22 protein-coding genes are annotated in these 23,550 nt (G+C 70.1%); 6 read left to right on the forward strand and 16 right to left on the reverse strand.

What is annotated here, in order from left to right:
* The first annotated feature begins 56 nt into the window (after positions 1-56).
* A complete protein-coding gene (locus tag ACZ3H8_RS10660) occupies positions 57-962 on the forward strand; it encodes a chitinase (protein ID WP_467399867.1) in 906 nt (301 codons plus the stop codon).
* A 207-nt stretch (positions 963-1,169) separates the two neighbouring features.
* Positions 1,170-3,941, forward strand: a complete 2,772-nt coding sequence (locus tag ACZ3H8_RS10665) for an alpha/beta hydrolase family protein (protein WP_467399869.1) — start codon at positions 1,170-1,172, stop codon at positions 3,939-3,941.
* A 68-nt stretch (positions 3,942-4,009) separates the two neighbouring features.
* Here ACZ3H8_RS10665 and ACZ3H8_RS10670 read toward each other — a convergent pair whose 3' ends face one another.
* Both ACZ3H8_RS10670 and ACZ3H8_RS10675 read right to left on the reverse strand, forming a co-directional pair.
* Complete coding sequence (locus ACZ3H8_RS10670) at positions 4,010-4,414, reverse strand: VOC family protein (protein ID WP_307661831.1); 405 nt, start codon at positions 4,412-4,414, stop codon at positions 4,010-4,012.
* Positions 4,415-4,467: 53 nt separating this feature from the next.
* Positions 4,468-4,632, reverse strand: coding sequence for a hypothetical protein (locus ACZ3H8_RS10675; RefSeq protein ID WP_467399873.1), 165 nt, complete (start codon positions 4,630-4,632; stop codon positions 4,468-4,470).
* 101 nt (positions 4,633-4,733) lie between these two features.
* Between ACZ3H8_RS10675 and ACZ3H8_RS10680 the strand changes: the two genes are divergently transcribed.
* Positions 4,734-5,414 (forward strand): TetR/AcrR family transcriptional regulator, encoded by a 681-nt coding sequence (locus ACZ3H8_RS10680; RefSeq protein ID WP_467399875.1) that lies wholly within the window; start codon positions 4,734-4,736, stop codon positions 5,412-5,414.
* A 60-nt stretch (positions 5,415-5,474) separates the two neighbouring features.
* Here the strand turns inward: ACZ3H8_RS10680 and hemB are convergent, their stop codons facing one another.
* The 6 genes from hemB to ACZ3H8_RS10710 form a co-directional block, all read right to left on the reverse strand.
* A complete protein-coding gene (gene hemB / locus ACZ3H8_RS10685) occupies positions 5,475-6,476 on the reverse strand; it encodes a porphobilinogen synthase (RefSeq protein ID WP_467399878.1) in 1,002 nt (333 codons plus the stop codon).
* Positions 6,477-6,738: 262 nt separating this feature from the next.
* Complete coding sequence (locus tag ACZ3H8_RS10690) at positions 6,739-8,397, reverse strand: bifunctional uroporphyrinogen-III C-methyltransferase/uroporphyrinogen-III synthase (protein WP_398992230.1); 1,659 nt, start codon at positions 8,395-8,397, stop codon at positions 6,739-6,741.
* Positions 8,394-9,362: a hydroxymethylbilane synthase gene (gene hemC, locus ACZ3H8_RS10695; protein WP_467399881.1), complete on the reverse strand. Its 969-nt coding sequence runs from the start codon at positions 9,360-9,362 to the stop codon at positions 8,394-8,396. The genes ACZ3H8_RS10690 and hemC overlap by 4 nt, the downstream gene beginning before the upstream one ends.
* A complete protein-coding gene (locus ACZ3H8_RS10700; protein WP_467399883.1) occupies positions 9,359-11,038 on the reverse strand; it encodes a glutamyl-tRNA reductase in 1,680 nt (559 codons plus the stop codon). The genes hemC and ACZ3H8_RS10700 overlap by 4 nt, the downstream gene beginning before the upstream one ends.
* Positions 11,035-11,763, reverse strand: a complete 729-nt coding sequence (locus ACZ3H8_RS10705) for a redox-sensing transcriptional repressor Rex (RefSeq protein WP_467399886.1) — start codon at positions 11,761-11,763, stop codon at positions 11,035-11,037. The genes ACZ3H8_RS10700 and ACZ3H8_RS10705 overlap by 4 nt, the downstream gene beginning before the upstream one ends.
* Positions 11,764-12,095: 332 nt before the next feature.
* Entirely contained in the window at positions 12,096-12,371 is a 276-nt protein-coding gene (locus ACZ3H8_RS10710; protein WP_398992224.1) for a glutaredoxin family protein, read from the reverse strand.
* Positions 12,372-12,518: 147 nt separating this feature from the next.
* On the opposite strand from ACZ3H8_RS10710, the gene ACZ3H8_RS10715 reads away from it, so the two are divergent.
* From ACZ3H8_RS10715 to ACZ3H8_RS10725, 3 genes are all read left to right on the forward strand, one after another.
* Positions 12,519-13,469 (forward strand): HAD family hydrolase, encoded by a 951-nt coding sequence (locus ACZ3H8_RS10715; RefSeq protein ID WP_398992222.1) that lies wholly within the window; start codon positions 12,519-12,521, stop codon positions 13,467-13,469.
* A gap of 373 nt (positions 13,470-13,842) precedes the next feature.
* Positions 13,843-14,691: an ECF subfamily RNA polymerase sigma factor, BldN family gene (locus tag ACZ3H8_RS10720; RefSeq protein ID WP_307661841.1), complete on the forward strand. Its 849-nt coding sequence runs from the start codon at positions 13,843-13,845 to the stop codon at positions 14,689-14,691.
* A gap of 219 nt (positions 14,692-14,910) precedes the next feature.
* Entirely contained in the window at positions 14,911-16,092 is a 1,182-nt protein-coding gene (locus ACZ3H8_RS10725) for a DUF5667 domain-containing protein (RefSeq protein WP_467399891.1), read from the forward strand.
* A gap of 94 nt (positions 16,093-16,186) precedes the next feature.
* Here the strand turns inward: ACZ3H8_RS10725 and ACZ3H8_RS10730 are convergent, their stop codons facing one another.
* The 8 genes from ACZ3H8_RS10730 to ACZ3H8_RS10765 all read right to left on the reverse strand — a co-directional run bounded on the left by ACZ3H8_RS10730 (position 16,187) and on the right by ACZ3H8_RS10765 (position 23,443).
* Positions 16,187-17,245, reverse strand: coding sequence for a lysophospholipid acyltransferase family protein (locus ACZ3H8_RS10730; protein ID WP_467399893.1), 1,059 nt, complete (start codon positions 17,243-17,245; stop codon positions 16,187-16,189).
* Positions 17,246-17,260: 15 nt separating this feature from the next.
* A complete protein-coding gene (locus ACZ3H8_RS10735) occupies positions 17,261-18,382 on the reverse strand; it encodes an NAD-dependent epimerase/dehydratase family protein (RefSeq protein WP_467399896.1) in 1,122 nt (373 codons plus the stop codon).
* A gap of 194 nt (positions 18,383-18,576) precedes the next feature.
* A complete protein-coding gene (locus ACZ3H8_RS10740; RefSeq protein WP_003948845.1) occupies positions 18,577-18,675 on the reverse strand; it encodes a 30S ribosomal protein bS22 in 99 nt (32 codons plus the stop codon).
* Positions 18,676-18,797: 122 nt separating this feature from the next.
* Positions 18,798-19,010 carry a helix-turn-helix domain-containing protein gene (locus ACZ3H8_RS10745; RefSeq protein ID WP_014046653.1) on the reverse strand — a complete coding sequence of 71 codons (213 nt, stop codon included), beginning with the start codon at positions 19,008-19,010 and terminating at the stop codon, positions 18,798-18,800.
* A 128-nt stretch (positions 19,011-19,138) separates the two neighbouring features.
* On the reverse strand, positions 19,139-19,954 hold the full coding sequence (locus ACZ3H8_RS10750; protein WP_467399898.1) for a phosphatase: 816 nt from the start codon (positions 19,952-19,954) through the stop codon (positions 19,139-19,141).
* Positions 19,955-20,369: 415 nt separating this feature from the next.
* Complete coding sequence (locus ACZ3H8_RS10755; RefSeq protein ID WP_467399901.1) at positions 20,370-21,545, reverse strand: acetoin utilization protein AcuC; 1,176 nt, start codon at positions 21,543-21,545, stop codon at positions 20,370-20,372.
* Positions 21,496-22,755 carry an MFS transporter gene (locus ACZ3H8_RS10760; RefSeq protein ID WP_467399903.1) on the reverse strand — a complete coding sequence of 420 codons (1,260 nt, stop codon included), beginning with the start codon at positions 22,753-22,755 and terminating at the stop codon, positions 21,496-21,498. Before ACZ3H8_RS10760 ends, ACZ3H8_RS10755 begins: the two co-directional genes overlap by 50 nt.
* A 43-nt stretch (positions 22,756-22,798) precedes the next feature.
* Positions 22,799-23,443 (reverse strand): HAD family hydrolase, encoded by a 645-nt coding sequence (locus ACZ3H8_RS10765; protein ID WP_467399906.1) that lies wholly within the window; start codon positions 23,441-23,443, stop codon positions 22,799-22,801.
* Positions 23,444-23,550: the final 107 nt, after the last annotated feature.

Below are 23,550 nucleotides of genomic sequence, written 5' to 3' on the forward strand. Positions count from 1 at the left end.
AGTGTGCGGCACAACCCCCCACCACGGCATCGCCGTTGCTGTGAAGGAGTGAGCGAGTGCTGAGACGTCGCATCAAGGTATGGCTGGTCGCTCTCGTCGCCGGAGCCGGGCTCGCAGCCGGGCTCATACCGTCCGCAACCGCAGCCCCCTCCGCCGCGGCGGACGCCTGCACCTCCGCGTCCAACTGGCAGCAGGGCGCCTGGTATGTCACTGGCAACGTTGTCAAATACACCGACGGCAAGTACTACATCGCCGAGCACGACAACCCGGGCTACGACCCGACCATCAGTACCTGGTACTGGGACCCGTACAGCTGCAGCGGCGGTGGGGACCCCTCCCCGTCCGGCTTCGTGGTGAGCGAGTCGCAGTTCAACCAGATGTTCCCGAGCCGGAATCCGTTCTACACGTACAGCGGTCTGACCGCGGCGCTGAGCGCGTACCCGGGCTTCGCGAACACCGGCAGTGACACGGTCAAGAAGCAGGAGGCCGCGGCCTTCCTCGCCAACGTCTCGCACGAGACGGGCGGTCTGGTCCACGTCGTGGAGCAGAACCAGGCGAACTACCCGCACTACTGCGACTGGAGCCAGCCCTACGGCTGCCCGGCAGGCCAGGCTGCGTACTACGGCCGTGGGCCGATCCAGCTCAGCTGGAACTTCAACTACAAGGCCGCGGGCGACGCCCTCGGCATCGACCTGCTCAACAACCCCTGGCGGGTGGAGCAGGACGCCGCGGTCGCCTGGAAGACCGGCCTCTGGTACTGGAACACCCAGAACGGTCCCGGCACGATGACCCCGCACAACGCGATGGTCAACCAGGCCGGCTTCGGCCAGACCATCCGCTCCATCAACGGCTCGCTCGAATGCGACGGCAAGAACCCGGCGCAGGTACAGAGCCGCGTGAACAACTACACCCGGTTCACGCAGATCCTGGGCGTGCCGACAGGTTCCAACCTGTACTGCTGACACCACCCCCACACAGACCGCGGGCCGGGGAGAACGCTCCCCCGGCCCGCGGTCAGCCATGTGACCCCCATTTCGCGCCAGAGTCACCGTGGCCACTCCCTGTTCACGTGCCCCTGGGCAACCCACAGGATCTTCTCCCCGTCCTCCGGGATCAAGAGGCACCCGGGCCGAACCGGGTGCCCCACTCGGGGGGTTGAGGAGAGACCGTTGATACGAGCCCGAAGAATATGGGCCACCGCGATAGCGGTGCTCACGGTGGCGGGGGTGTCCCCGGCAGTGGCTTACGCCCAGCCGCAGCGACCTGACGTCCGGCCCGCCACGGCGGCGAATGACGAGGATGACCTGCCGCCCGGCTGGCGGATCACGAACACCGACGGGGAGCACGCGCTGGAGTGGCGTTCCTCGCGCCCGGTGCCGGCGGGCGACGCGCGCGTGGAGTTCCACGCCGACGGGAAGCTGGTCGGCGTGCCCGAGCCGGAGAAGGACGGCCGGACCTTCCGGCTGCCACTCGACGACGCGCGCACAGCAGATCTGGCGGATCTTCAGGTGCTGGCGGCCGGCCGGCGGCTGGACCAGGAGGCCGACGGCGCTCGTGACCGGCGCTCCCCTTCCGCCGCGAAACCGCCTGCCAAGCTTCCGGCCGGCTCCGTCGATCCGGGCAAGCCCGGCACGTACCGCACGGTCACCGGCGAGTACGCACTCGACCCGGTCCGCCTGCCCGGCTTCTCCGCGCCCGTCGAGATGCGCGGCGTCGTCGTCGCACCGAAGGACGCCAAGGGCAAGCGTCCGGTCGCGCTGTTCCTGCACGGCCGGCATGCCACCTGCTACGTCCCGGGCAGCGAGGAGGTGAACATCGACTGGCCCTGCGCCAAGGGCGCCAAGCCGATCCCGAGCCACCGGGGCTATCTGCGCGACCAGGAACTGCTGGCCTCCCAGGGCTATGTGACCGTGTCGATCTCCGCCAACGGCATCAACGGCCAGGACGGAGCCGCCGAGGACGGCGGCGCGCAGGCGCGCTCCTCCCTGGTGCGCAGCCACCTCGCCCGCTGGGCCGACTGGGCCGCCAAGCCGTCCGCGGCACCCGCGGCCGTACGCAAGACGCCGAAGGCCGACCTGTCCCGCGTCCTGCTCGTCGGCCACTCGCGCGGCGGCGAGGGCGTCAACCGCGCCGCCATGGACAGCCTGTACCCGCCCCCGCCCGCCCAGGACGGCTACCGGGGCGCGGTGCGCTGGCACATCCGCGGAACCGTGCTCATCGGGCCGACGATCTTTGGCCAGAACCCGGTGCCGGACGTGCCGTCGCTGACGATCCTGCCGGGCTGCGACGGCGACGTCTCCGACCTCCAAGGTCAGGTGTACGCCGACGGCACCCGCGGGGTCAGCCGGGGCAAGGCCCTACACAGCGCGGTCTACATGGTCGGGGCCAACCACAACTACTTCAACAGCGAGTGGACGCCGGGCCAGGCCCAGGCGCCCGCCGACGACGACTTCTACCCCGACCCCGAGCAGCCGGACCCGGTGTGCTCGCCGGGCACCGCGACCCGGCTGACCGCCGACCAGCAGCACCGGGCCGGCGCCACCTACATCGCCGCCGCGGCCCGGCTGTTCGTCGCCGGTGACGACCGGGTGCGCGAACTGCTCGACGGCTCGGGCCGCCGGGCCCCCTCCGCAGATCCCGCGCGGGTGCTGACCCACGCGATCGGCGCGAACCGCGGCGCCGGGTTCCTGCCGGACGGCTCCCTGAAGGTGACCGGCGGACGGCTGTGCTCCGCGATCGATCCCGACCCGCGCACCGCCTGCCTGGAGGCAGCGGCGGGCGGCAGCTCGCCGCACTTCGCGCACTGGCAGCCGGAACGCGAGACGGGCCGCCGGGCGGTGGCCCTGCGCTGGACCGCGCCCGGCTCGGCGGTGAAGGTCCGCCCCGAGAAGCCGCTCTCCGTCAAGGACGCCAAGGGCCTCGCGCTGCGCGTCTTCGTGCCGCCGAACTCCACCGGCACACAGCTCGACGTGTCCGTCACCGACGCCTCCGGCAAGCGGGCGAACCTCGGTCGGGTGCAGGTGGACGGCCTCCCGGGCAGCGACCGCACCGCCTCCTACTGGGCGCGCGAGGTGCGCGTACCGCTCACCGCGGCCACCGGCGCCGGCCTCGACCTGCGCCACATCGCCTCTCTGGAGCTGACCCCGCGCACCCGCTCCGGACAGGCGTGGCTGATGGACGCCTGGGCGTGGAGCCCCGGCACCCCCGCCGTGAAGGAAGCCTCCCTGACCCGTGTCGACATCGGTCGCCTCAAGGTCAAGGAGGGCGACTCGGGCGTCCACACGTACCGGGTGCCCGTCCGCGTGTCCGGGAAGGGCAGCGGCACGGTCCGGCTGTACGTCCTCGACCCGGCCACCGGCAAGGCAAAGGACCGGCTGGTGACAGTGCGGCCCGGTGGCAGCAGCATCGACGTGTCGGTGCAGGTGAAGGGCAACAAGCGGTACGCCTGGGACGTGTCCCACGACGTGCTCGTGAAGGCGGTCCGCGGAACCGTCGTCGGCTCGCACGCCGGCGGGGTCACCGCCGAGAACGACGACCCGATGCCCGAGATCACCGTGAAGCCGGTCGCCGACAAGGTGACCGAGGGGCAGCCCCTCAAGTGGCAGATCTCCCTGTCCGCGCCCGCCGACGTGGAGATCACGAAGACGCTGCAGATCGTCCCCGTCCCGGGCCGCCCCGAGCTGTCCACCAAGGACGTCGACCGGCAGTGGCTGCTCGACATGCTCGGCGAGGTCCCGGACGGTGAAGTGCCGCTGTCCCAGCTGGAGTACGCCTACGTGGGGGCCGGGGTACCGGCCGGGAAGACGAGCGCCGAGGTGCCCGTGCCCACGGTCCGCGACCAGGTGGCCGAGCCGACGGAGTACGTGGGCCTCCAGCCCACCGACGACGAGGGCAAGCCGAACGGCCCGGTCCTGACCGGCACGGTGCTCGACGCGCCGTAGGAACAGCCGAGTTGGTCACGCGGGCGTGGGCCGGGCCCCCGGCTCACGCCCGCGTGATCGCGCGGCTCTCACATGCTCTCCTCCTGAGCGTCGGCGGGCGTGACCCATTCGACGAACTGGATGATCAGTCCGTTGGGGTCGGTGACCTGGAAGAGGCGTTCGCCCCACGGCTCTTCGCGCAACGGCATGGTGATCTCGACGCCCTCGGCACGCAGCCGTTTCTCCTCGGCCTCCAGCCCCGTGAGGGTGAAGGCGAGGATCAGACCTCCGGCGTGCCGGTCGCGCTGATCCGCGGGCAGGACCTCGATGCCGCGCCGCAGCAGGACTATGTCCACCGCGGCGTCGGGCCGCGTGAGGGAGGCGAAGCCTTCGGCGACGGCCTGTTCCTGGTAGCCGAGGTGAGTCGTGAAGAAGGCCTGGGAAGCGGCCACATCGTCGACGGTGAGCGAGACGGTGGAAGTGGTGATCTGCAAGGCAGGCTCCTTCACGCAAAGGGGAGTTGACGGGGCAGGGACTTCGGCGGCGGTCAGTACGAGCTGCGCCGCGGGAGGTTGCGTGTGCGGACGTTGTTGTCCCGGAAGCGGGCGGGCGGGATCTGCGCGAGCTGCCGTCGCCCTGAACCCCGGCGAGCGGCGCGGTTGTCGGCCTCAGCCTGGTCGGCGAGGGCCTTGGCGATGTCGACGTGCTGCATACGAGGCGTCCCTTCGAGAGAGAAACTTACGTTCGACGTAAACTTAGATCCAACGCACCCCGGGTGTCAACATAAATTTGCCACCGATGTAAGATTTCTCCATGAGTACCGAGACGAGCACAGCAGCGGGCACGAACGCCCCCGCCTCCGCCGAGCCGGCGACCGGACTGCGGGAGTCCAAGAAGCGCGAGACACGGCAACTGATCTCCGACCAGGCCACCCGGCTCTTCATCGCTCAGGGCTTCGAGGAGACGACCATCGCGCAGATCGCCGACGCCGCGCGCGTGGCCAAGAAGACGGTGACCAACTACTTCCCGCACAAGGAGGACATGGCTCTGGACCACCAGGAGGAGTTCGTCGGGAGCCTGGCACACACGGTGGCGACCCGGGGTGCCGGAGAGTCCGCCCTCACGGCGCTGCGCCGCGCGTTCGAGACCGCCGTCGCGGCGCAGAACCCGGTCGCGGGATTCGCCGGCCTGGACTTCTCCCGCATGATCGACGACAGCCCGACTCTCTCGGTGTGTCTGCGCGGCCTGCACGACCGGCGCGAGGAGGCTCTCACCGACGCCCTGGCCCAGGCCACCGGTTCGTCCACCGCCGACATCACTCCGCGTACGGCCGCGGCCCTGCTCGGCGCGGTGCACCGGGTGCTGTTCCGGCGTATCCAGGAGCTCACCCTCGCGGGCCGTACCAACGACGACATCGCCCAGGCCGTCGCGGACGAGGCTGCCCGCGCCTTCGACATGCTCGAACCGGCCCTCGGGGACTACGCCGTCGCGTGACCGGTAGAGCGGACGGCCCGGTGCGCGTGCGCGCACCGGGCCGTCGGGAAAGTTCCTTCGTCAGCGACCTGCGCCGAACCCCTGCGCGACCTCCGTCGCCCAGTAGGTGAGGATCATGCTCGCGCCCGCGCGCTTGATACCCAGCAGCGCCTCGGCGATCGCCTTGTCCCGGTCGATCCAGCCCTTCTCGGCCGCGGCCTCGACCATCGCGTACTCACCGCTGATCTGGTACGCGGCGACCGGCACGTCCACGGCCTCGGCGACCTTCGCCAGCACATCGAGATACGGGCCCGCCGGCTTGACCATCACCATGTCGGCGCCCTCTTCCAGGTCCAGCGCCAACTCCCGCAGGGACTCGCGGACATTGGCGGGGTCCTGCTGGTACGTCTTGCGGTCACCGCGGAGCGAGGACCCGACAGCCTCCCGGAACGGCCCGTAGAAAGCGGACGAGTACTTGGCCGTGTAGGCCAGGATCGCCACGTCCTCCTTGCCGATGGTGTCCAGCGCATCGCGGATGACGCCGACCTGGCCGTCCATCATCCCGCTGGGCCCGACGACATGGACGCCGGCGTCGGCCTGGACCTGGGCCATCTCGGCGTACCGCTCAAGGGTGGCGTCGTTGTCGACGCGTCCCTCGGCATCGAGCACCCCGCAGTGACCGTGATCGGTGTACTCGTCGAGACACAGATCGGACATGATCACGAGCTCGTCCCCGACCTCGGACTTCACGTCCCGAATCGCGACCTGGAGAATCCCGTCCGGGTCCGTTCCCGCCGTCCCGGCCGCGTCCTTCTTCGCGTCCTCCGGCACCCCGAAGATCATGATCCCGGCTACGCCCGCCTCCCGCGCCTCGACGGCGGCCTTACGGAGGGTGTCGCGGGTGTGCTGCACGACGCCGGGCATCGCGGAGATGGCGACGGGCTCGCTGATCCCTTCCCGTACGAAGGCGGGGAGGATCAGATCGGCGGGGTGGAGCCGCGTCTCGGCGACCATGCGCCGCATCGCGGGGGTCGTGCGCAGCCGCCGCGGCCGCGCGCCGGGAAAGGATCCGTACGCAGTCATAGCGGCAACGCTACGCCCGTCCGGGGGTCACACGTACCGACAGCCCGTCGGCGCGGTCCAGCCCTGGGGCTCCGCCCCAGACCCCGCTCCTCAATCGCCGGAGGGGCTTGATATGCCCGGGCATATCAAGCCCCTCCGGCGATTGAGGACACGCGCGAAGCGCGTACGGGGGGTCTGGGGGCTTGCCCCCAGTTCGGGAAGGGGCGGGTAGGGGAACAGGCCCGCCGCAGGCGACCCGCACCCCGAACCCCCGCACCCAGGACTACGTCGTGCGTCTGCGCCGACCCCCCGGCCGCCGCTCGCTCGGCCGCGTCACATGCTCCCCCGCCTCCACCGCCGCCGCCCGCCGCTGCGCGCCGAACTCCGCCAGCGCCTCCGCCAGCTTGTGCACCGACGGCTCCGGCGACAGCACATCCACCCGCAGGCCGTGCTCCTCCGCGGTCTTCGCGGTCGCGGGACCGATACACGCGATGACGGTCACGTTGTGCGGCTTGCCGGCGATGCCGACCAGATTCCGCACCGTGCTCGACGATGTGAACAGCACCGCGTCGAAGCCACCGCCCTTGATCGCCTCACGCGTGTCCGCCGGCGGCGGCGACGCCCGCACCGTCCGGTACGCGGTGACGTCGTCGACCTCCCACCCGAGCTCGATCAGCCCGGCGACCAGCGTCTCCGTGGCGATGTCGGCGCGCGGCAGGAACACCCGGTCGATCGGGTCGAAGACGGGGTCGTACGGCGGCCAGTCCTCGAGCAGCCCCGCCGCGGACTGCTCCCCGCTCGGCACCAGGTCCGGCTTGACGCCGAAGTCGACCAGCGCGGCGGCCGTCTGCTCCCCCACCGCGGCGACCTTGATCCCCGCGAAAGCACGGGCGTCGAGCCCGTACTCCTCGAACTTCTCCCGCACGGCCTTGACCGCGTTCACCGAGGTGAAGGCGATCCACTCATAGCGGCCCGTCACCAGGCCCTTGACCGCGCGCTCCATCTGCTGCGGCGTACGCGGCGGTTCGACCGCGATGGTCGGCACCTCGTGCGGCACAGCACCGTACGAACGCAACTGGTCGGAGAGCGAAGCCGCCTGCTCCTTGGTCCGCGGTACAAGTACCTTCCAGCCGAACAGCGGCTTGGACTCGAACCACGCGAGCTGGTCGCGCTGGGCGGCGGCACTGCGCTCACCGACCACGGCTATGACGGACTGATGGCCCTCCGGGGACGGCAGCACCTTCGCCTGCTTCAGCGTCTGCGCGATCGTGCCCAGCGTCGCGGTCCACGTCCGCTGGCGCGTCGTGGTACCGGCGACGGTGACGGTCAGCGGGGTGTCCGGCTTGCGGCCCGCGGCCACCAACTCGCCCGCCGCCGCGGCGACCGTCTCCAGCGTCGTGGAGACGACGACCGTGGCGTCGCTCGCCCCGACCTCGATCCAGCACCGCTCACTCGCGGTACGGGCGTCGACGAAGCGGACGTCCGTACCCTGCGGGTCACGCAGCGGCACACCGGCGTACGCGGGTACACCCACCGCGGTGGCGACACCCGGCACGACCTCGAAGGTAATCCCCTCCGCGGCGCACGCGAGCATCTCCTGACCTGCGTCGGTGTCCAGGCCCGGGTCGCCGGTCACCGCACGTACGACCCGCTTGCCGCCCCGTGCGGCCTCCATGACAAGATTGGCCGCATCCCTGAGTACGGGGATCCCGGCGGCTGTTGATGCCTCGTCAACAACCGTCAGTTCAGGCGTGCTTACACCCGCTCGCGCATGGCTGCGTACGACGTCGAGCACATCCGGCTCGGCGATCAGTACGTCGGCGCGCGCGAGCGCCTCGACGGCGCGCAGTGTCAGCAGTCCGGGGTCGCCGGGTCCGGCGCCGAGGAAAGTGACGTGCCCGTGTGCCGAGAACGTCGAGGATGCATTGGCGGTGGGGCTCAAAGTGCTCGCTCCCCCATAAGACCGGCCGCACCCTTGGCGAGCATCTCGGACGCGAGTTCGCGACCGAGCGCGATGGCGTCGCCGTGCGACGTGGGTACGGGACCGGTGGTGGACAGCTGCACCAGCGTCGAGCCGTCGGTCGTGCCGACGACGCCGCGCAGGCGCATCTCAGTGACAACCTGTCCGTCGGCCAGCAGGTCGGCCAGCGCACCCACAGGTGCGGAGCAGCCGGCCTCCAGGGCGGCGAGCAGGGAACGCTCGGCGGTCACGGCGGCCCGGGACTCCGGGTCGTCGAGCTCGGCGAGTGCGGCGGCGAGGTCCGCGTTGACCGCGGCGCACTCGATCGCCAGGGCCCCCTGGCCGGGGGCGGGCAGGACGAAGTCGACCGACAGGAAGTCGGTGACCTCGTCGGTCCTGCCGAGGCGGTTGAGCCCGGCCGCGGCAAGCACCACGGCGTCCAGCTCCCCGCTGCGTACATATCCGATCCGGGTGTCGACGTTGCCGCGGATCGGCACGGTCTCTATGGCCATGCCGTGGCTGCGGGCGTAGGCGTTGAGCTGCGCCATCCTGCGCGGCGAGCCGGTACCGATGCGAGCGCCGGACGGCATCTCGGCGAAGGTCAGGCCGTCGCGGGCCACCAGCGCGTCCCGCGGGTCCTCACGCAGCGGCACGGCCGCGAGCGTCAGGTCGACGGGCTGCCCGGTGGGCAGGTCCTTCAGCGAGTGAACGGCGAAGTCGACTTCGTCCCGCAGCAGGGCGTCCCGCAATGCGGTGACGAAGACCCCCGTACCGCCGATCTGTGCGAGAGCCTCACGGGAGGTGTCCCCGTACGTGGTGATCTCGACAAGCTCAACGGCACGGCCGGTCAACTGGCGCACCGCCTGAGCCACTTGCCCGGACTGGGCCATGGCCAGCGCGCTGCGCCTGGTCCCGAGCCTCAGTGGCCTTTCGGCCCTCTCGGTCATACTCGCCCTCGGTTCTTGACATCGGCGTCATTCATGTCGGCCCGGCTGACGGAGGCGACCGTCTCCGGGTCGAGGTCGAAGAGTGTCCGCAGCGCGTCCGCGTACCCGGCACCGCCGGGCTCGCTGGCGAGCTGCTTCACCCGCACGGTGGGCGCGTGCAGGAGCTTGTCGACGACGCGGCGCACCGTCTGGGTGATCTCGGCGCGCTCCTTGTCGTCCAGGTCGGGAAGACGGCCTTCGAGCCGAGCGACTTCACCGGCGACGACGTCTGCCGCCATGGTGCGCAGGGCGACGACGGTCGGCGTGATGTGCGCGGCACGCTGGGCGGCGCCGAAGGCGGCGACTTCGTCGGAGACTATGCCGCGCACCTGGTCCACGTCGGCGGCCATGGGGGCGTCGGCGGAGGCCTCGGCGAGCGACTCGATGTCGACGAGCCGGACCCCGGCGAGCCGGTGGACGGCGCCGTCGATGTCCCGCGGCATGGCCAGATCGAGCAGCGCGAGCCGCACGCGGGCGGTGCGGGTCACCCGGTCGGCCGCTACGACGACGCTGCGGGCGGCCCGGTCCGCGTTGTCGACCCAGGCCCCGTGCTGCGCAAAGTCCTCGGCGTGCAGCTGGTCCAGCCCCACGGGGCAACCTTCGGCGAGCTCGCTGCTGTCGGCACGCCCGCTGGGGGTCCCCCCACGCCCTCCGGGCGTAGGGGGAGTGTCCTCACTCGCCGGACGGGCTGGAACACCGGCCGAGCGGTCCGCGATACGCCCGTCCCTCGCCGCCATCGCCGCGAGGCGGGCCACCAGGCTGCCGTCCGGGGCGCGCAGGTCGTCCCGCGTCTGTGGGGCGGACGGGACCGCGAGTGCCGCCGCGACCGATTCCGCCGTCAGGACCAGCCCCGTCGCACCCGTGCACGACACCGCCACATCGGCACGTGTCAGCTCGTCGGCAACGGAGGCCATCGTCACCGCGCGCACCGTCATCCCGCCCGGCTCGTTCAGCACCGCGGCCAGCCGCTCCGCGCGCTCCAGCGTCCGGTTGGCGATGACAAGTTCACGTACGCCCAGCCGCGCCAGCGTCGTCGCGGCCAGCGAGGACATCGAGCCCGCGCCGATGACCAGCACCCGCTTGCCCGCGGCCCAGCCCTCCACGTCCGCGCCGTCCGCCAGCTGCTCCAGGCCGAACGTGACGAGCGACTGCCCCGCCCGGTCGATTCCGGTCTCGCTGTGCGCGCGCTTGCCGACGCGCAGCGCCTGCTGGAAGAGGTCGTTGATCAGCCGGCCCGCGGTGTGCAGGTCCTGCCCGAGCGCGAGCGCGTCCTTGATCTGCCCGAGGATCTGTCCCTCGCCGACGACCATGGAGTCGAGCCCGCACGCCACCGAGAAGAGGTGGTGGACGGCCCGGTCCTCGTAGTGCACATAGAGATACGGAGTGAGCTCCTCGAGCCCGACCCCGCTGTGCCGCGCCAGCAGCGTCGACAGCTCGGCGACACCCGCGTGGAACTTGTCCACGTCCGCGTACAGCTCGATGCGGTTGCACGTGGCAAGCACCGCGGCCTCCGCCGCAGGCTCCGCGGCCAGCGTGTCCTGGAGCAGCTTGATCTGTGTGTCCGCGGCCAGCGAGGCCCGCTCCAGCACGCTCACCGGCGCACTGCGGTGGCTCAGTCCGACGACCAGAAGGCTCATGCCGGCATCACGGCGGGCATGTCCCCGTCCGGTCCCTTCCGGCCTGCCGCGGCCTCGGCCTCCTCGCCGGCCTTCCGCTGCTCGTGGAAGGCGAGGATCTGCAGCTCGATCGAGAGGTCGACCTTGCGCACATCCACGCCGTCGGGCACGGAGAGGACGGTGGGGGCGAAGTTGAGGATGGAGGTGACGCCGGCCGCGATCAGGCGTTCGCACACCTGCTGCGCCGCGCCGGCGGGCGTCGAGATGACGCCGATCGACACTCCGTTGTCGCTGATGATCTTCTCGAGCTCATCGGTGTGCTGGACGGAAATCCCGGCCACCGGCTTCCCGGCCATCGTGGGGTCCGCGTCGATCAGCGCGGCGACCCGGAAGCCACGCGAGGCGAATCCGCCGTAGTTGGCGAGCGCGGCGCCGAGGTTACCGATGCCGACGATGACGACCGGCCAGTCCTGGGTCAGGCCCAGTTCGCGGGAGATCTGGTAGACGAGGTACTCCACGTCGTAGCCGACGCCCCGCGTCCCGTAGGAGCCGAGGTAGGAGAAGTCCTTGCGCAGCTTCGCGGAGTTGACCCCGGCCGCGGCCGCGAGCTCCTCGGACGAGACCGTGGGCACGGACCGCTCGGACAGGCCGGTCAGGGCGCGCAGGTACAGCGGAAGCCGGGCGACGGTGGCCTCGGGGATTCCTCGGCTACGGGTCGCCGGTCGGTGATTTCGGCCAGTTGCCACGGTGCTCCTGCGGGATGAGCGAAGCTCTAGGCGGTCGTATGTCCAAGGACCGCCCCGTCGAATGCAGGCTATGTCTTTGTGAACGCGTGCACAAAGATGGTGTCCGTTTTGTCCGCGCAAAGTGACCGGGGTCACGCGATTCGGGCGCGCGATCCAGGAACCACGAACCGCACCGGTCCGTTCAAGACGCGAAGGGGGCAAAGCCGCACACGCTCCTTACGAATACGCCCCCGAGACAGCCCACTGTGCCCTGTCCCCATGGCGTCCCGATAGAGTCGGGCCCGCCGGAGAAATCCCAGCAAAACGGCCATGATGGTGACGAACTTTCCGGTTTACGCCCCCAGCGCGCGTCGCAGCCGCCCGGCGTCCACACGCCAGAAGGTGTGCTGCTCCCCGTCGACCAGGACAACCGGAATCTGCTCCCAGTACGCCCGGTGCAGCGCCTCGTCCTGAGTGATGTCCTTCTCCTCCCAGGACGCACCCGTCTCGGTGCACACCTCCTCGATCACGACCCGCGCGTCGTCACAGAGGTGACACCCCGGCTTCCCGATCAGCGTCACCACGCGCTCGCCGGCCTTCTTCTTCGTACGCCGCAACACAGGACTCATGCAGCCATTCTCCGCCCGCGCCCGCGCGATGCGGCGCCCAGTCCCGTACGTACGGAATCACCCGTTTAACAGAGCGGTCGCGGAGAGTTCACGCCATGGCATCCCGGCGTGTCGGGAAGTGCCGAACGGACTGGCTATGCTCACGACATGGCCGCATTGGGATGGCTCACCCCCCGTAGACGCTCCGCCACCGCGCGGAGCGTGCTCGCAGGCGAGGCAGCAGCCGAGGCAGCGCGTAAGTCGTCGCAGCAACTCGAGGCGCTCGATGCACTCGAGGCGCGGGACGGTACTGCCCCGGCCGGCGAACCGGAGTTCCCCGTGGCCGGGGACGACCGGGCCGCAGCCTTCTTCGACCTCGACAACACCGTGATGCAGGGCGCCGCGATCTTCCACTTCGGCCGCGGCCTGTACAAGCGGAAGTTCTTCCAGCGCCGCGAACTGGCCCGGTTCGCCTGGCAGCAGACGTGGTTCCGGCTCGCCGGCGTCGAGGACCCGGAGCATATGCAGGACGTCCGCGAGTCCGCCCTGTCCATCGTCAAGGGCCACCGCGTCTCCGAGCTGATGAGCATCGGCGAGGAGATCTACGACGAGTACATGGCCGACCGCATCTGGCCCGGCACCCGCGCCCTCGCCCAGGCGCACCTCGACGCGGGCCAGAAGGTCTGGCTGGTGACCGCGGCTCCGGTGGAGACCGCGACGATCATCGCCCGCCGCCTCGGCCTGACCGGCGCGCTGGGCACCGTCGCCGAGTCGGTGGACGGCGTGTACACCGGCAAGCTGGTGGGCGAGCCGCTGCACGGCCCCGCCAAGGCCGAGGCCGTGCGCGCGCTGGCCGCCGCCGAGGGCCTGGACCTGACCCGCTGCGCGGCGTACAGCGACTCGCACAACGACATCCCGATGCTTTCGCTGGTCGGGCATCCGTACGCCATCAACCCGGACACCAAGCTCCGCAAGCACGCACGTGCGCTCGAATGGCGGCTGCGTGACTACCGGACGGGCCGCAAGGCCGCCAAGGTCGGCATCCCGGCCGCGGCCGGCGTGGGCGCCATCGCGGGCGGGACCGCCGCCGCGGTCGCCCTGCACCGCCGCCGCCGCTGACGACGCGCCGCCACTGGCCCCTCGGCCGCTGCCCCCTCGGCCGACGCCGAGGCGGACGACGCGCCGAGGGCCAATCCGGGCCCCTTACCCCGAGCAGGGCCCCCGGCCAGTCCTGATGCCGCCGGCCGGGCACAACTCACCGCGCGACAAGACAGATCGTGACGCAATTCGATCAACAAGCGCTCACAAAGTGTTACTTGATGCGCCGCAGAGGCGTAAGAGAAGCGACGGAAACGACGATTTGGGCAACTGGGTGTAGCACTGCCTGTACGAAGCGTTATTCTCCTCAGACGCATGACGGATCTCACCAGTCATCACGACGGGTGAATGATCCCGCACTGCACGTGATGGAAGCTCTGCCTCTGGGAGTCCCGTGTACCCACACGTCGGGGTTGACGCCTCGGGCCTGGCTACGCTGCGCGCAACGGTCCTCGACCACATGCGCGGCTTCGTCCCCACCGCGTACGCCGTCCCCGCATTCGCCACGCCCCGCCTTGCCGTAAGCGGCCCTGCCGCCCCCTGCTACGCCCTGGCCGACGGCATCGAGAAGGTGCCGGGGCGCAGCGCCGTCGTTGAGGGGCGGAGGTCGGGCGGCGGGCGGGATGTCGGCAGACGGGGCAGCCGGGGCGGCTCCGGCGCCTCGACCACCGCCCGCCGGCCCAGCGCCGACAGCGACAGCGCCCGCATGATGGACCTGGTCGAGCGCGCCCAGGCGGGCGAGGCCGACGCTTTCGGCCGTCTCTACGACCAGTACAGCGACACCGTCTATCGCTATATCTACTACCGCGTTGGCGGCAAGGCGACGGCGGAGGACCTCACCAGCGAGACCTTCCTGCGCGCCCTGCGCCGTATCTCCACCTTCACCTGGCAGGGCCGCGACTTCGGCGCCTGGCTGGTCACGATCGCCCGCAATCTGGTGGCCGACCACTTCAAGTCCAGCCGCTTCCGGCTGGAAGTGACCACCGGCGAAATGCTCGACGCCAACGAGGTCGAGCGCAGCCCCGAAGACTCCGTCCTGGAATCCCTGTCAAACGCCGCGCTGCTGGAAGCGGTCCGCAAGCTCAACCCTCAGCAGCAGGAGTGCGTGACCCTGCGCTTCCTGCAGGGCCTCTCGGTCGCCGAGACGGCCAGGGTGATGGGCAAGAACGAGGGCGCGATCAAGACCCTCCAGTACCGGGCTGTGCGTACCCTCGCCCGGCTCCTCCCCGACGACGCCCGCTGACTCCTCTCAACTCACAATCGGTGACGCCTTGATGACGCACTGGTCCGATCATCTTTCGCGCGTAACCCAAGTGCCGCGACGCTCGTTGTGCGGGATGCAGGCTCCCTGTGGTCACGCCATGCCCACAGCCACTCACTCGATCGTGTGGATGTGCTCAAGGCGTGCAACCTTCCGGACCCCCAGGGGAGTCGATCGTCATGACGAGAGGAGGTGCCGCCAGTGATCGGACAAGTTTCGGCGCACCGGCGGGCGAACGCCTTCGCCCAGGCCTTGGAAGACCAGGCGGCCGAGCAGCCCACGGAATCGGTCGAACCGACCGAGCACGGACGGCTGTTGGCCCTGGCGAACGGTCTCGGCGAGCTGCCGAAGCCGGAGCTGGACCCCGAGGTCAAGGTGGTGCAGCGAGCACAGCTCGTGGCTGCCATGGAAGAGATGTTCGCCTCGGGAGGTGCGTCCGCGGGCTCTACGGTGCCCGGGCAACGGACCACCGGCCGAGGCGCTCATCGGGCCTCCCGGCTCCGGAAATTGCGCCCGCGCTCCCGCTGGACGAAGGGGATCGCAGCCGGCGGTCTCACCGTCGGCGTCGCCGCGGGGGCCTTCGGCGGAGTGGCTGCCGCCAGTTCCGAGGCTCTTCCAGGTGACTCGCTGTACGGGCTGAAGCGTGGCATGGAAGATTTCAAGCTCGGCATGGCGGACGACGACTCCGACCGCGGCGGGCTCTACCTCGACCAGGCATCCAACCGCCTCAGCGAGGCCCGCCGCCTCATGGAGCGCGGCCGGGCGGGCGACATGGACCACGAGTCGCTCGGCGAGGTCCGCCGCGCGCTCAACGGCATGCGGCACGACGCCAGCGAGGGACACCGTCTGCTGAGCGCGGCGTACGAACGGGACGGCTCGCTCGGACCGATGGCAACGCTCAATTCGTTCTCCCGGTCCCACCGCGACGCGTGGAACGGGCTCCGCGACCGGCTGCCGGTCCAGCTGACCGACGTCGGCGACGAGGTGAACTCCGTCTTCGACGCCATAGACCAGGAGGTCGGCCCACTGGAGTCGCTGCTGCCCCGGGCCCCGGGGAAGGGCCGCGGCTCCCAGCAGTCCGGCACGGCCACGCAGGACTCCGGCCGGACCTCGGGCCCTGGGCTTACGACACCGTCCGCAAGCGGCACCGGCGACAACCGCCCCGGCGAGGTCGGCCGGCCGCACCCGTCCGGTTCGGGCACCACGGCGGACGAGGGCCTGCTCGGCGGGAACACGGGCGGCCTGTTCGAGACCCCGGCGAACGGCGCGTCACCGTACCCGTCCGGCAAGAACTCCACGCCGCCGCAGCCGGATGTCACGATCCCGCCGCTGCTGCCGGGGATCCTGCCGGGGCTTGACTTCGACAGCGAGGACGACCAGTAAGTAAGCCAGTACATGGGTGAGGGCGGCTGCTCCCAGAAGGAGCAGTCGCCCTCACCCATGTCTCAGAAGAACAGGTCTCAGAAGAACAGGGGTCTCAGAAGAACACCGAGCGGCGCTGCACCAGCAACTTGTACAGCGTGTGCTGGATCTGCTCCCGCACCTGATCCGTCAGGTTGAACATCAGCATCGGATCCTCCGCCGCCTCCGGCGGATACCCGTCCGTCGGGATCGGCTCGCCGAACTGGATCGTCCACTTCGTCGGCAGCGGCACCGCACCCAGCGGCCCAAGCCACGGGAACGTCGGCGTGAGCGGGAAGTACGGGAAGCCCAGCAGCCGCGCCAGCGTCTTCGCGTTGCCGAGCATCGGGTAGATCTCCTCCGCCCCGACGATCGAGCACGGCACAATCGGCGCCCCCGCCCGCAGCGCCGTCGACACAAAGCCGCCGCGCCCGAACCGCTGAAGCTTGTAACGGTCGCTGAACGGCTTGCCGATGCCCTTGAAGCCCTCCGGCATCACCCCGACCACCTCGCCGCGCTGCAGCAGCCGCTCCGCGTCCTCTGAGCACGCCAGCGTGTGCCCGGCCTTGCGGGCCAGTTCGTTGACCACGGGAAGCATGAAGACCAAGTCGGCGGCAAGCAGCCGCAGATGCCGGTTCGCCGGATGGTTGTCGTGGACGGCGACCTGCATCATCAGCCCGTCCAGCGGCAGCGTCCCCGAGTGGTTCGCCACCACCAGCGCCCCGCCGTCCGACGGGATGTTCTCGATGCCCTTCACTTCGACCCGGAAGTACTTCTCGTACAGCGGCCGGACCATCGACATCAGGACCTGGTCGGTGAGCTCCTTGTCGTAACCGAACTCGTCGACCTCGTAGTCACCGGTGATCCGTCGGCGCAGGAATGCCAGACCGCCCGCGATCCGCCGCTCCCAGCCGGCGCTCCCGCCCACCCGCTCCTGGACCGTCGGCGGCTCCTGGCCAATCGATTCGGCAGCCCGCACCACCCCCTGCGCAGGGACGGGGCTGACCGGAACCTCGCGTACGGCCGCGGGCTCGGCCTTCCGGCGACTGCCCCCCGCGGGGCGCCGCCGCGCCGATCGCTGCGCGCTGCCGCGCGAACGGTCGTCGTCGAACGGAATGACCTTGGCGTCCGCCATCGTTGGCTGCGCTCCTTATTCGGCGTCGCTCTGAGTCGTCTGAGTCGTCTTGGTGGTCTGGGTGGTGGCAGCCATCTGCCCGGCTGTCGTACGGGCATGCACACCGCCCACGAAGGGCAGCGCCGCCGCCACCTGGTCCACCGCCCTCGCGAGGGTCTCCGGCGGCAGCAGCCCCGGACCCCGGCTGCGGGCGAAGTCCGCGAAGGTCTCCGCGGTCGTGTACTTCGGGTCGAAGCCCAGTGTTTCGCGCATCTGCGATGTGCTCACCACCCGCCCGTGCGTGAGCAGCCGGATCTGCTCGGGCGAGAAGTCCGTGATGCCGACCGTACGCAGCGCGGAGCCGACCCAGGTGACAGCGGGCAGCAGCACCGGCATCGTCGGCCGCCCCAGCCGCCGTGAGCACTGCGAGAGCAGCAGCACGCCGTCGCCCGCGACATTGAACGTGCCGCTGTTGAGCGTCCCGCGCCGCGGCTCGTGCAGAGCGATCCGCAGCACGTCGATCACATCGTCCTCGTGAACGAACTGCAGCCGCGGGTCGTAGCCGAAGACGGTCGGCATGACGGGCAGCGAGAAGAACTCGGCGAGCGGGGAGTCCGCGCACGGCCCGAGGATGTTCGCGAAGCGCAGCACGCACACCGCGACGTCGGGCCGCCGCCGGGCGAAGCCGCGTACGTACCCCTCGACCTCCACCGCGTCCTTCGCGAAGCCGCCGCTCGGCAGGGACTTGGGCGGGGTTGTCTCGGTGAAGACGGCGGGGTCGCGGGGCGCGGAGCCGTACACGCTCGTACTGGACTTGATCACCAGCCGCTTGACGGTCGGCGACTTCTGGCAGGCGCCGAGCAGCTGCATGGTGCCGATGACGTTGGTCTCCTTGACCGTCGTACGGCCGCCGGCGCCGAGCGGCGTACCGGTGACGTCCATGTGCACAACGGTGTCGACGGCGTACTCGGCCAGCACCCGCGCTATCGCGGGCTGGCGGATGTCCGCGCGGACGAAGTCGGCCCCGCCCAGATGATGCTGGGGCCCCACCGCGTCGACGCCGATCACCCGGTCCACCTCGGGATCCCGCTGGATGCGTCGTACGAGACGGCCTCCGAGCTGCCGGGCCACTCCGGTGACGAGCACGACCTTCCCCAAGACCAGCGCCTTCCCATAGGTCCGCCTAGGTCCACCTTTACGCGTCACCGTAGCGGTTCGGTGTTGCGCTGTGATGACCGCGCGGCGCACTTTTGCCGGCGTCGCAGAAATGGACGCAAAAATAGGTCACCACAACACCGCGGCCCTCCCACCGTGCTGGTGGAAGGGCCGCGGCGACACGTACAGCCTGTCGCTTACTTCTTGTTACGACGCTGAACGCGGGTGCGCTTGAGCAGCTTGCGGTGCTTCTTCTTCGCCATCCGCTTGCGCCGCTTCTTGATAACAGAGCCCACGACTACCCTCGCTCACTTCTCTTCACTCGGTGCGGGGCGTCTGGGCCCACACGACCTACGTCGGCCTAGCCTACCTGCCGCCGAGTGAGGGACGTAATCCGAGGGGAACCGACCGGCTCCGACTACGCGGATTCCACCCCCACGAAGGATTCGCGGAGGTACTCGTGAACCGCTTGCTCCGGAACCCGGAAGGACCTGCCCACCCGGATCGCCGGCAGATGACCGCTGTGCACCAAGCGGTACACGGTCATCTTCGACACTCGCATCACCGAGGCGACTTCCGCCACGGTAAGGAACTTGACCTCGTTGAGAGGCCTCTCGCTGCCAGCAGCCATGACCCACCTGTACCTTCCGCACCCGACGCACACCGGCTTCCCCTCCGGTGACTCTTCGTCGCTGTGCGCTCACTCCCCAGACTAGGGGCGGGTGATGCGAGTGGGGAAGAGGAGCAGCCATCGGCCGCCTACTGTGACAGACACGCTCGATTGAGTACATAGCGAGTAAGCGGTCGGTAGTAATCAGACCGCACAGCGTCATCAAGCGGAACGGCTACGGACACCCGCCCCTCGGCCTCGCCGACGAACAGCGCGGGATCGTCCGTATCGGCCAGGCCGATGGCCTCAATCCCCAGCTGACCTGCCCCGCAGACCCAGCCATGGTCCCCGACGACCAGCTCGGGCAGCGGCCCTCCGCACTCCGCGACGCCCTCCAGGGCAGCCCGAACCGGGAGCGGTGAGTGGGTGTGTGCGCCGGTCCCACTGCCGGCGCCCCGTGCGCCGGGTTCCCGCATCAGCGCGACTCCTCGTGCGTACTCAAGGTTGTACGTGCGTACGCCGAACCGGGTCGTTATGTCGACACATCGCCCCTGCGCGGGTGTGAGTACGAGACACCCTGCCGCCGACAAAGCGTCTGCCAGCCCGGCGTAGAAGCCGAGCAGCCGATGCGGATGCCCGGTCCCGAACAGCACGGCACCGCGCCGCGCGGCCACCTCCCCAAGCCGTTCGGCAAACGCGACGAGCCCGCTCAACGTCCGCTCCGGATCGATGACATCGGGCCCTGCGGTGTGGTGGGGGTCGTCCGAAACACCGCACTTGTCGGCCATCAGCGCGATCAAGTCCCGCTCGCCCCAGTCCCATTCGGGATCGAGCCCGAGGGTGACGCGGGGATCCCTGGCTGCGAAGAGCCGATAGCTGCGCAGACTCTCCTCCCGCGACGTGGCCACGGGCCCGGCCAGCCGTGCAGCGAGGAGATGCGCACGTAACGCTCCGGTACTCAACACGCTGCTGATGCTCCCGCACGGCTCTGATCCGACGGGCCAAAAGGCTGGATACGCCGCACAGTTGGCGTAACGGCACTGGGCACCCCGCACAGCGCCACCCGCCGGGTCCCGTAGTGCGACGGGGAAACCGCGGCGCGCAGCAGCCGCGCACCGCCAGGGACGTGGGGATCAAGGGCGGGCAGGTGGGGTCAACCCCCCGGGGTCCGGGGCGGAGCCCCGGTTCGGGAACGGGCGGGGCGGGGAATCGCCCCGCGCACCGGCACCCGCCCACACCGCCAACGTCCGCACCGCGAACGTCCGCACCGCACAGACGCCGGCACCGCACAGACGCCGGCAACCAGGACCCGGGACCCGTACCGCAGACCCCGCCGCCGGGGACCCGCCCCGCGGACCTCCGGGACCCGTACCGCGCCCCCTACGCCAACAACCCCCGCAGCGGAAACACCGCCCGCCGCGTAGCCAGCACCGCCTGATCAACCCGATCCGCCGGGTCGTACCCCTCCTCCCACCCCCGCCACACCGGCTCCAGCCCATCCGTCATCCGCCCCGGCGCCACCCGCCGCGTCCGCGCATACACCGCATCCCGCCACGACGACGGAATCACCGACTCCGGCTCCACCGGCGCGTGCCCCGCGATCCCCACCAAGTGCGTCCACGACCGCGGCACCACTTCCACCACTTCGTACCCGCCGCCCCCCAGGGCGACCCAGCGCCCCCCGTCCACGTACTCATGCGCCAACGCGTGACAAGAGGCCTGCACCACCCGCTGCGCATCCAACGACACCGCCAGATGCGCCAGCGGATCCTCGAAGTGCGTATCGGCCCCGTGCTGCGTCACCAGCGCCTGCGGCCGGAAGTTCGCCAGCAACTCCGGCACCACCGCGTGAAACGCCCGCAGCCACCCCGCGTCCCCCGTCCCGGCCGGCAGCGCCAGATTCACCGCACTGCCCTCGCCCGCCCCCGGCGCACCCGTCTCCTCGGGCCACCCCGTCCCCGGAAAGAGCGTCCGCGGATGCTCATGCAGCGACACCGTCAGCACCCGCGGGTCGTCCCAGAACGTCGCCTGCACCCCGTCGCCGTGATGCACATCGACGTCCACATACGCGACCCGCTCCGCCCCCAGCTCCAGCAGCCGGGCGATGGCCAGCGACGCGTCGTTGTAGATGCAAAACCCTGCCGCCGAACCCGGCATCGCATGGTGCAGCCCGCCCGCGAAGTTCACCGCGTGCGTCGCCTCCCCGCGCCACACCGCCTCCGCAGCCCCCACCGACTGCCCCGCGATCAGCGCCGACGCCTCATGCATCCCCACGAACGCCGGGTCGTCCATCGTCCCCAGCCCGTACGCCTGGTCCGCCGCCCGCGGATCCGCCGACGCCGCCCGCACCGCCGCCACATAGTCCTCGCGGTGTACGAGCCGGAGCGTCGAGTCCCCGGCCGGCTTGGCGGCCACCACATCCAGGGCACGATCAAGCCCGTACGCCCGCACCAACTCCATGGTCAGCGCAAGCCGCACCGGATCCATCGGATGGCCGTTCCCGAAGTCATACTTCGTTACCGCCTCGTCCCACATCAACAACCCGCGGCCGCTCATGTCCGACACCGTATCCGGCTTGTTGCATCTCGAACGAACGGGCATACCGCAACGTCACAAGCACCAACACCATCGGCACGACCATCGCCCAGCGATAGCTCCACACATCCCCGAGCGCCCCCACAAGCGGCGAGCCGACCAGAAACCCCACGTAGTTGAAGACATTCAGCCGCGCCACAGCCGCATCACTCGCCCCAGGACCGCCGCTCTCCACAGCCAGCCGCCCCGCCGCCGCGAACGTCTGCGGCACGATCACACACAGCCCGAGCCCCAGCATGGTGAACCCGAGAATCCCCACCCAGGCCCCCGGCGCCACGGCCACCACTCCGAACCCGGCCGCCGCGAGCACGGTCCCGCACCGCACGACCGCCACCGCCCCGAACCGACGCACCCCAAGATCCCCGACGGCCCGCCCGAGCAGCGTCGTGACCATATAGGCGTTGTACGGAACGGTCGCGAGCTCCTCCGAACTCCCCAGCACGTCCTGCAGATACTTCGCGCTCCAATTCGAGACGGTCGAGTCCCCGATGTACGCGAAGGTCATGACCAGACAGAGCGGCAGCAACAGCTTGAAGGCGACCCCCTGCCCCTCCAAAGCCCCTTTACGCGCCGCTTCCCCGGCCCGCTCGCCACCCCGCTCCCCGTCCCGCTCCCCGTCCACGTACCACCGGCTCCCGACCAGCGCCGCCGGCAACAGCACACCGGCCACCGGCAGATACGACACGAGCAGCGACAGATCCCAGTGCGCCCCGACCCACGCGAACGAGGCCCCGGCGATTCCACCCAGGCTGTACGCCGCATGGAAGCCCAGCATGATGCTTCGCCCGTACGCCCGCTGCAGGCTCACCCCGAGCATGTTCATGGACGCATCCAGCGCCCCCACCGCCAGCCCGAACACGCCCAGCGCGAGCGCCACTTGCCATACTTCGCTCCCGGCCGCGACCCCGAGCAGCGCCAGAACCACGAGCGGCTGGGCCCACCGCAGCACGACACTCGGCGCGATCCGCTTCACCAGGCGTTCGGTGACCACACTCGCCACCCCGGCGAGTACGGGCACGGCCGCCAGAAACGCGGGCAGCAGCCCGTCAGATATCCCGTACCGGTCCTGGATGGCGGGGATACGCGTCACGAGCAGCGCGAAGGCCACTCCCTGCGCGAAGAAACTCAACGCCAAGGAGGCCCGACCATGCCGCAACCGCGCATCTGTCATGGCCGCACAGCGTAGGCCGCTCAAATACTCATGGGTAGATAGATCACGCAAGCAATGCGGGCAACTCCGCCATGGCCCCGAAGTACCCCTTGGCCCCGTCCAGTTTCTCGGTCGGCGTCATCGCCGTGAACGCGTACACATCCATCCCCGCCGCCCTGGCCGCCGCCACCCCGAGGGGACTGTCCTCCACAACCACACACCGCTCCGGTGCGACCCCCATCCGCTCTGCGGCATGCAGAAACAGATCCGGCGCCGGCTTCCCTCGCCCCACATCCTGCGCACTGAAGACCGTCCCATCCTCGAACCACCGGTCAAGACCGGTCTTCCGGTGCCCGACCCGGATCCGCGCATGACTCCCTGACGACGCGACGCAGTACGACACCCCGTCCGCGACCAGCTTCTCCAGCACCTCCGTCACGCCGTCCACGGCGACCAACTCCCGCTCGAAGGCGGCAAAGACGCGAGCATGCAGAGTGTCGTCGAAGTCCACGGGCAACGACTGCCCGGTCCGCTCCTTCACCAGATCGTGTACCCGGTGCACAGCGGCCCCCATGTAGTCACGAATGGACTCTTCGTATGAGGTGGGGTGCCCGAGCTCGGTGAGGTAGTCGGCCAGGATGGCGTTGGAGATGGGCTCGCTGTCGACGAGCACACCATCGTTGTCGAAGATCACAAGGTCGTAGCGCATGCTTGGACCCTAAACGCAGAAAAGCCCCGCACCAAAATGGTGCGGGGCTTTCCCACAATGATTGTTCGGCGGCGTCCTACTCTCCCACAGGGTCCCCCCTGCAGTAC

It is taken from the genome of Streptomyces sp. NPDC002868, assembly GCF_055563295.1.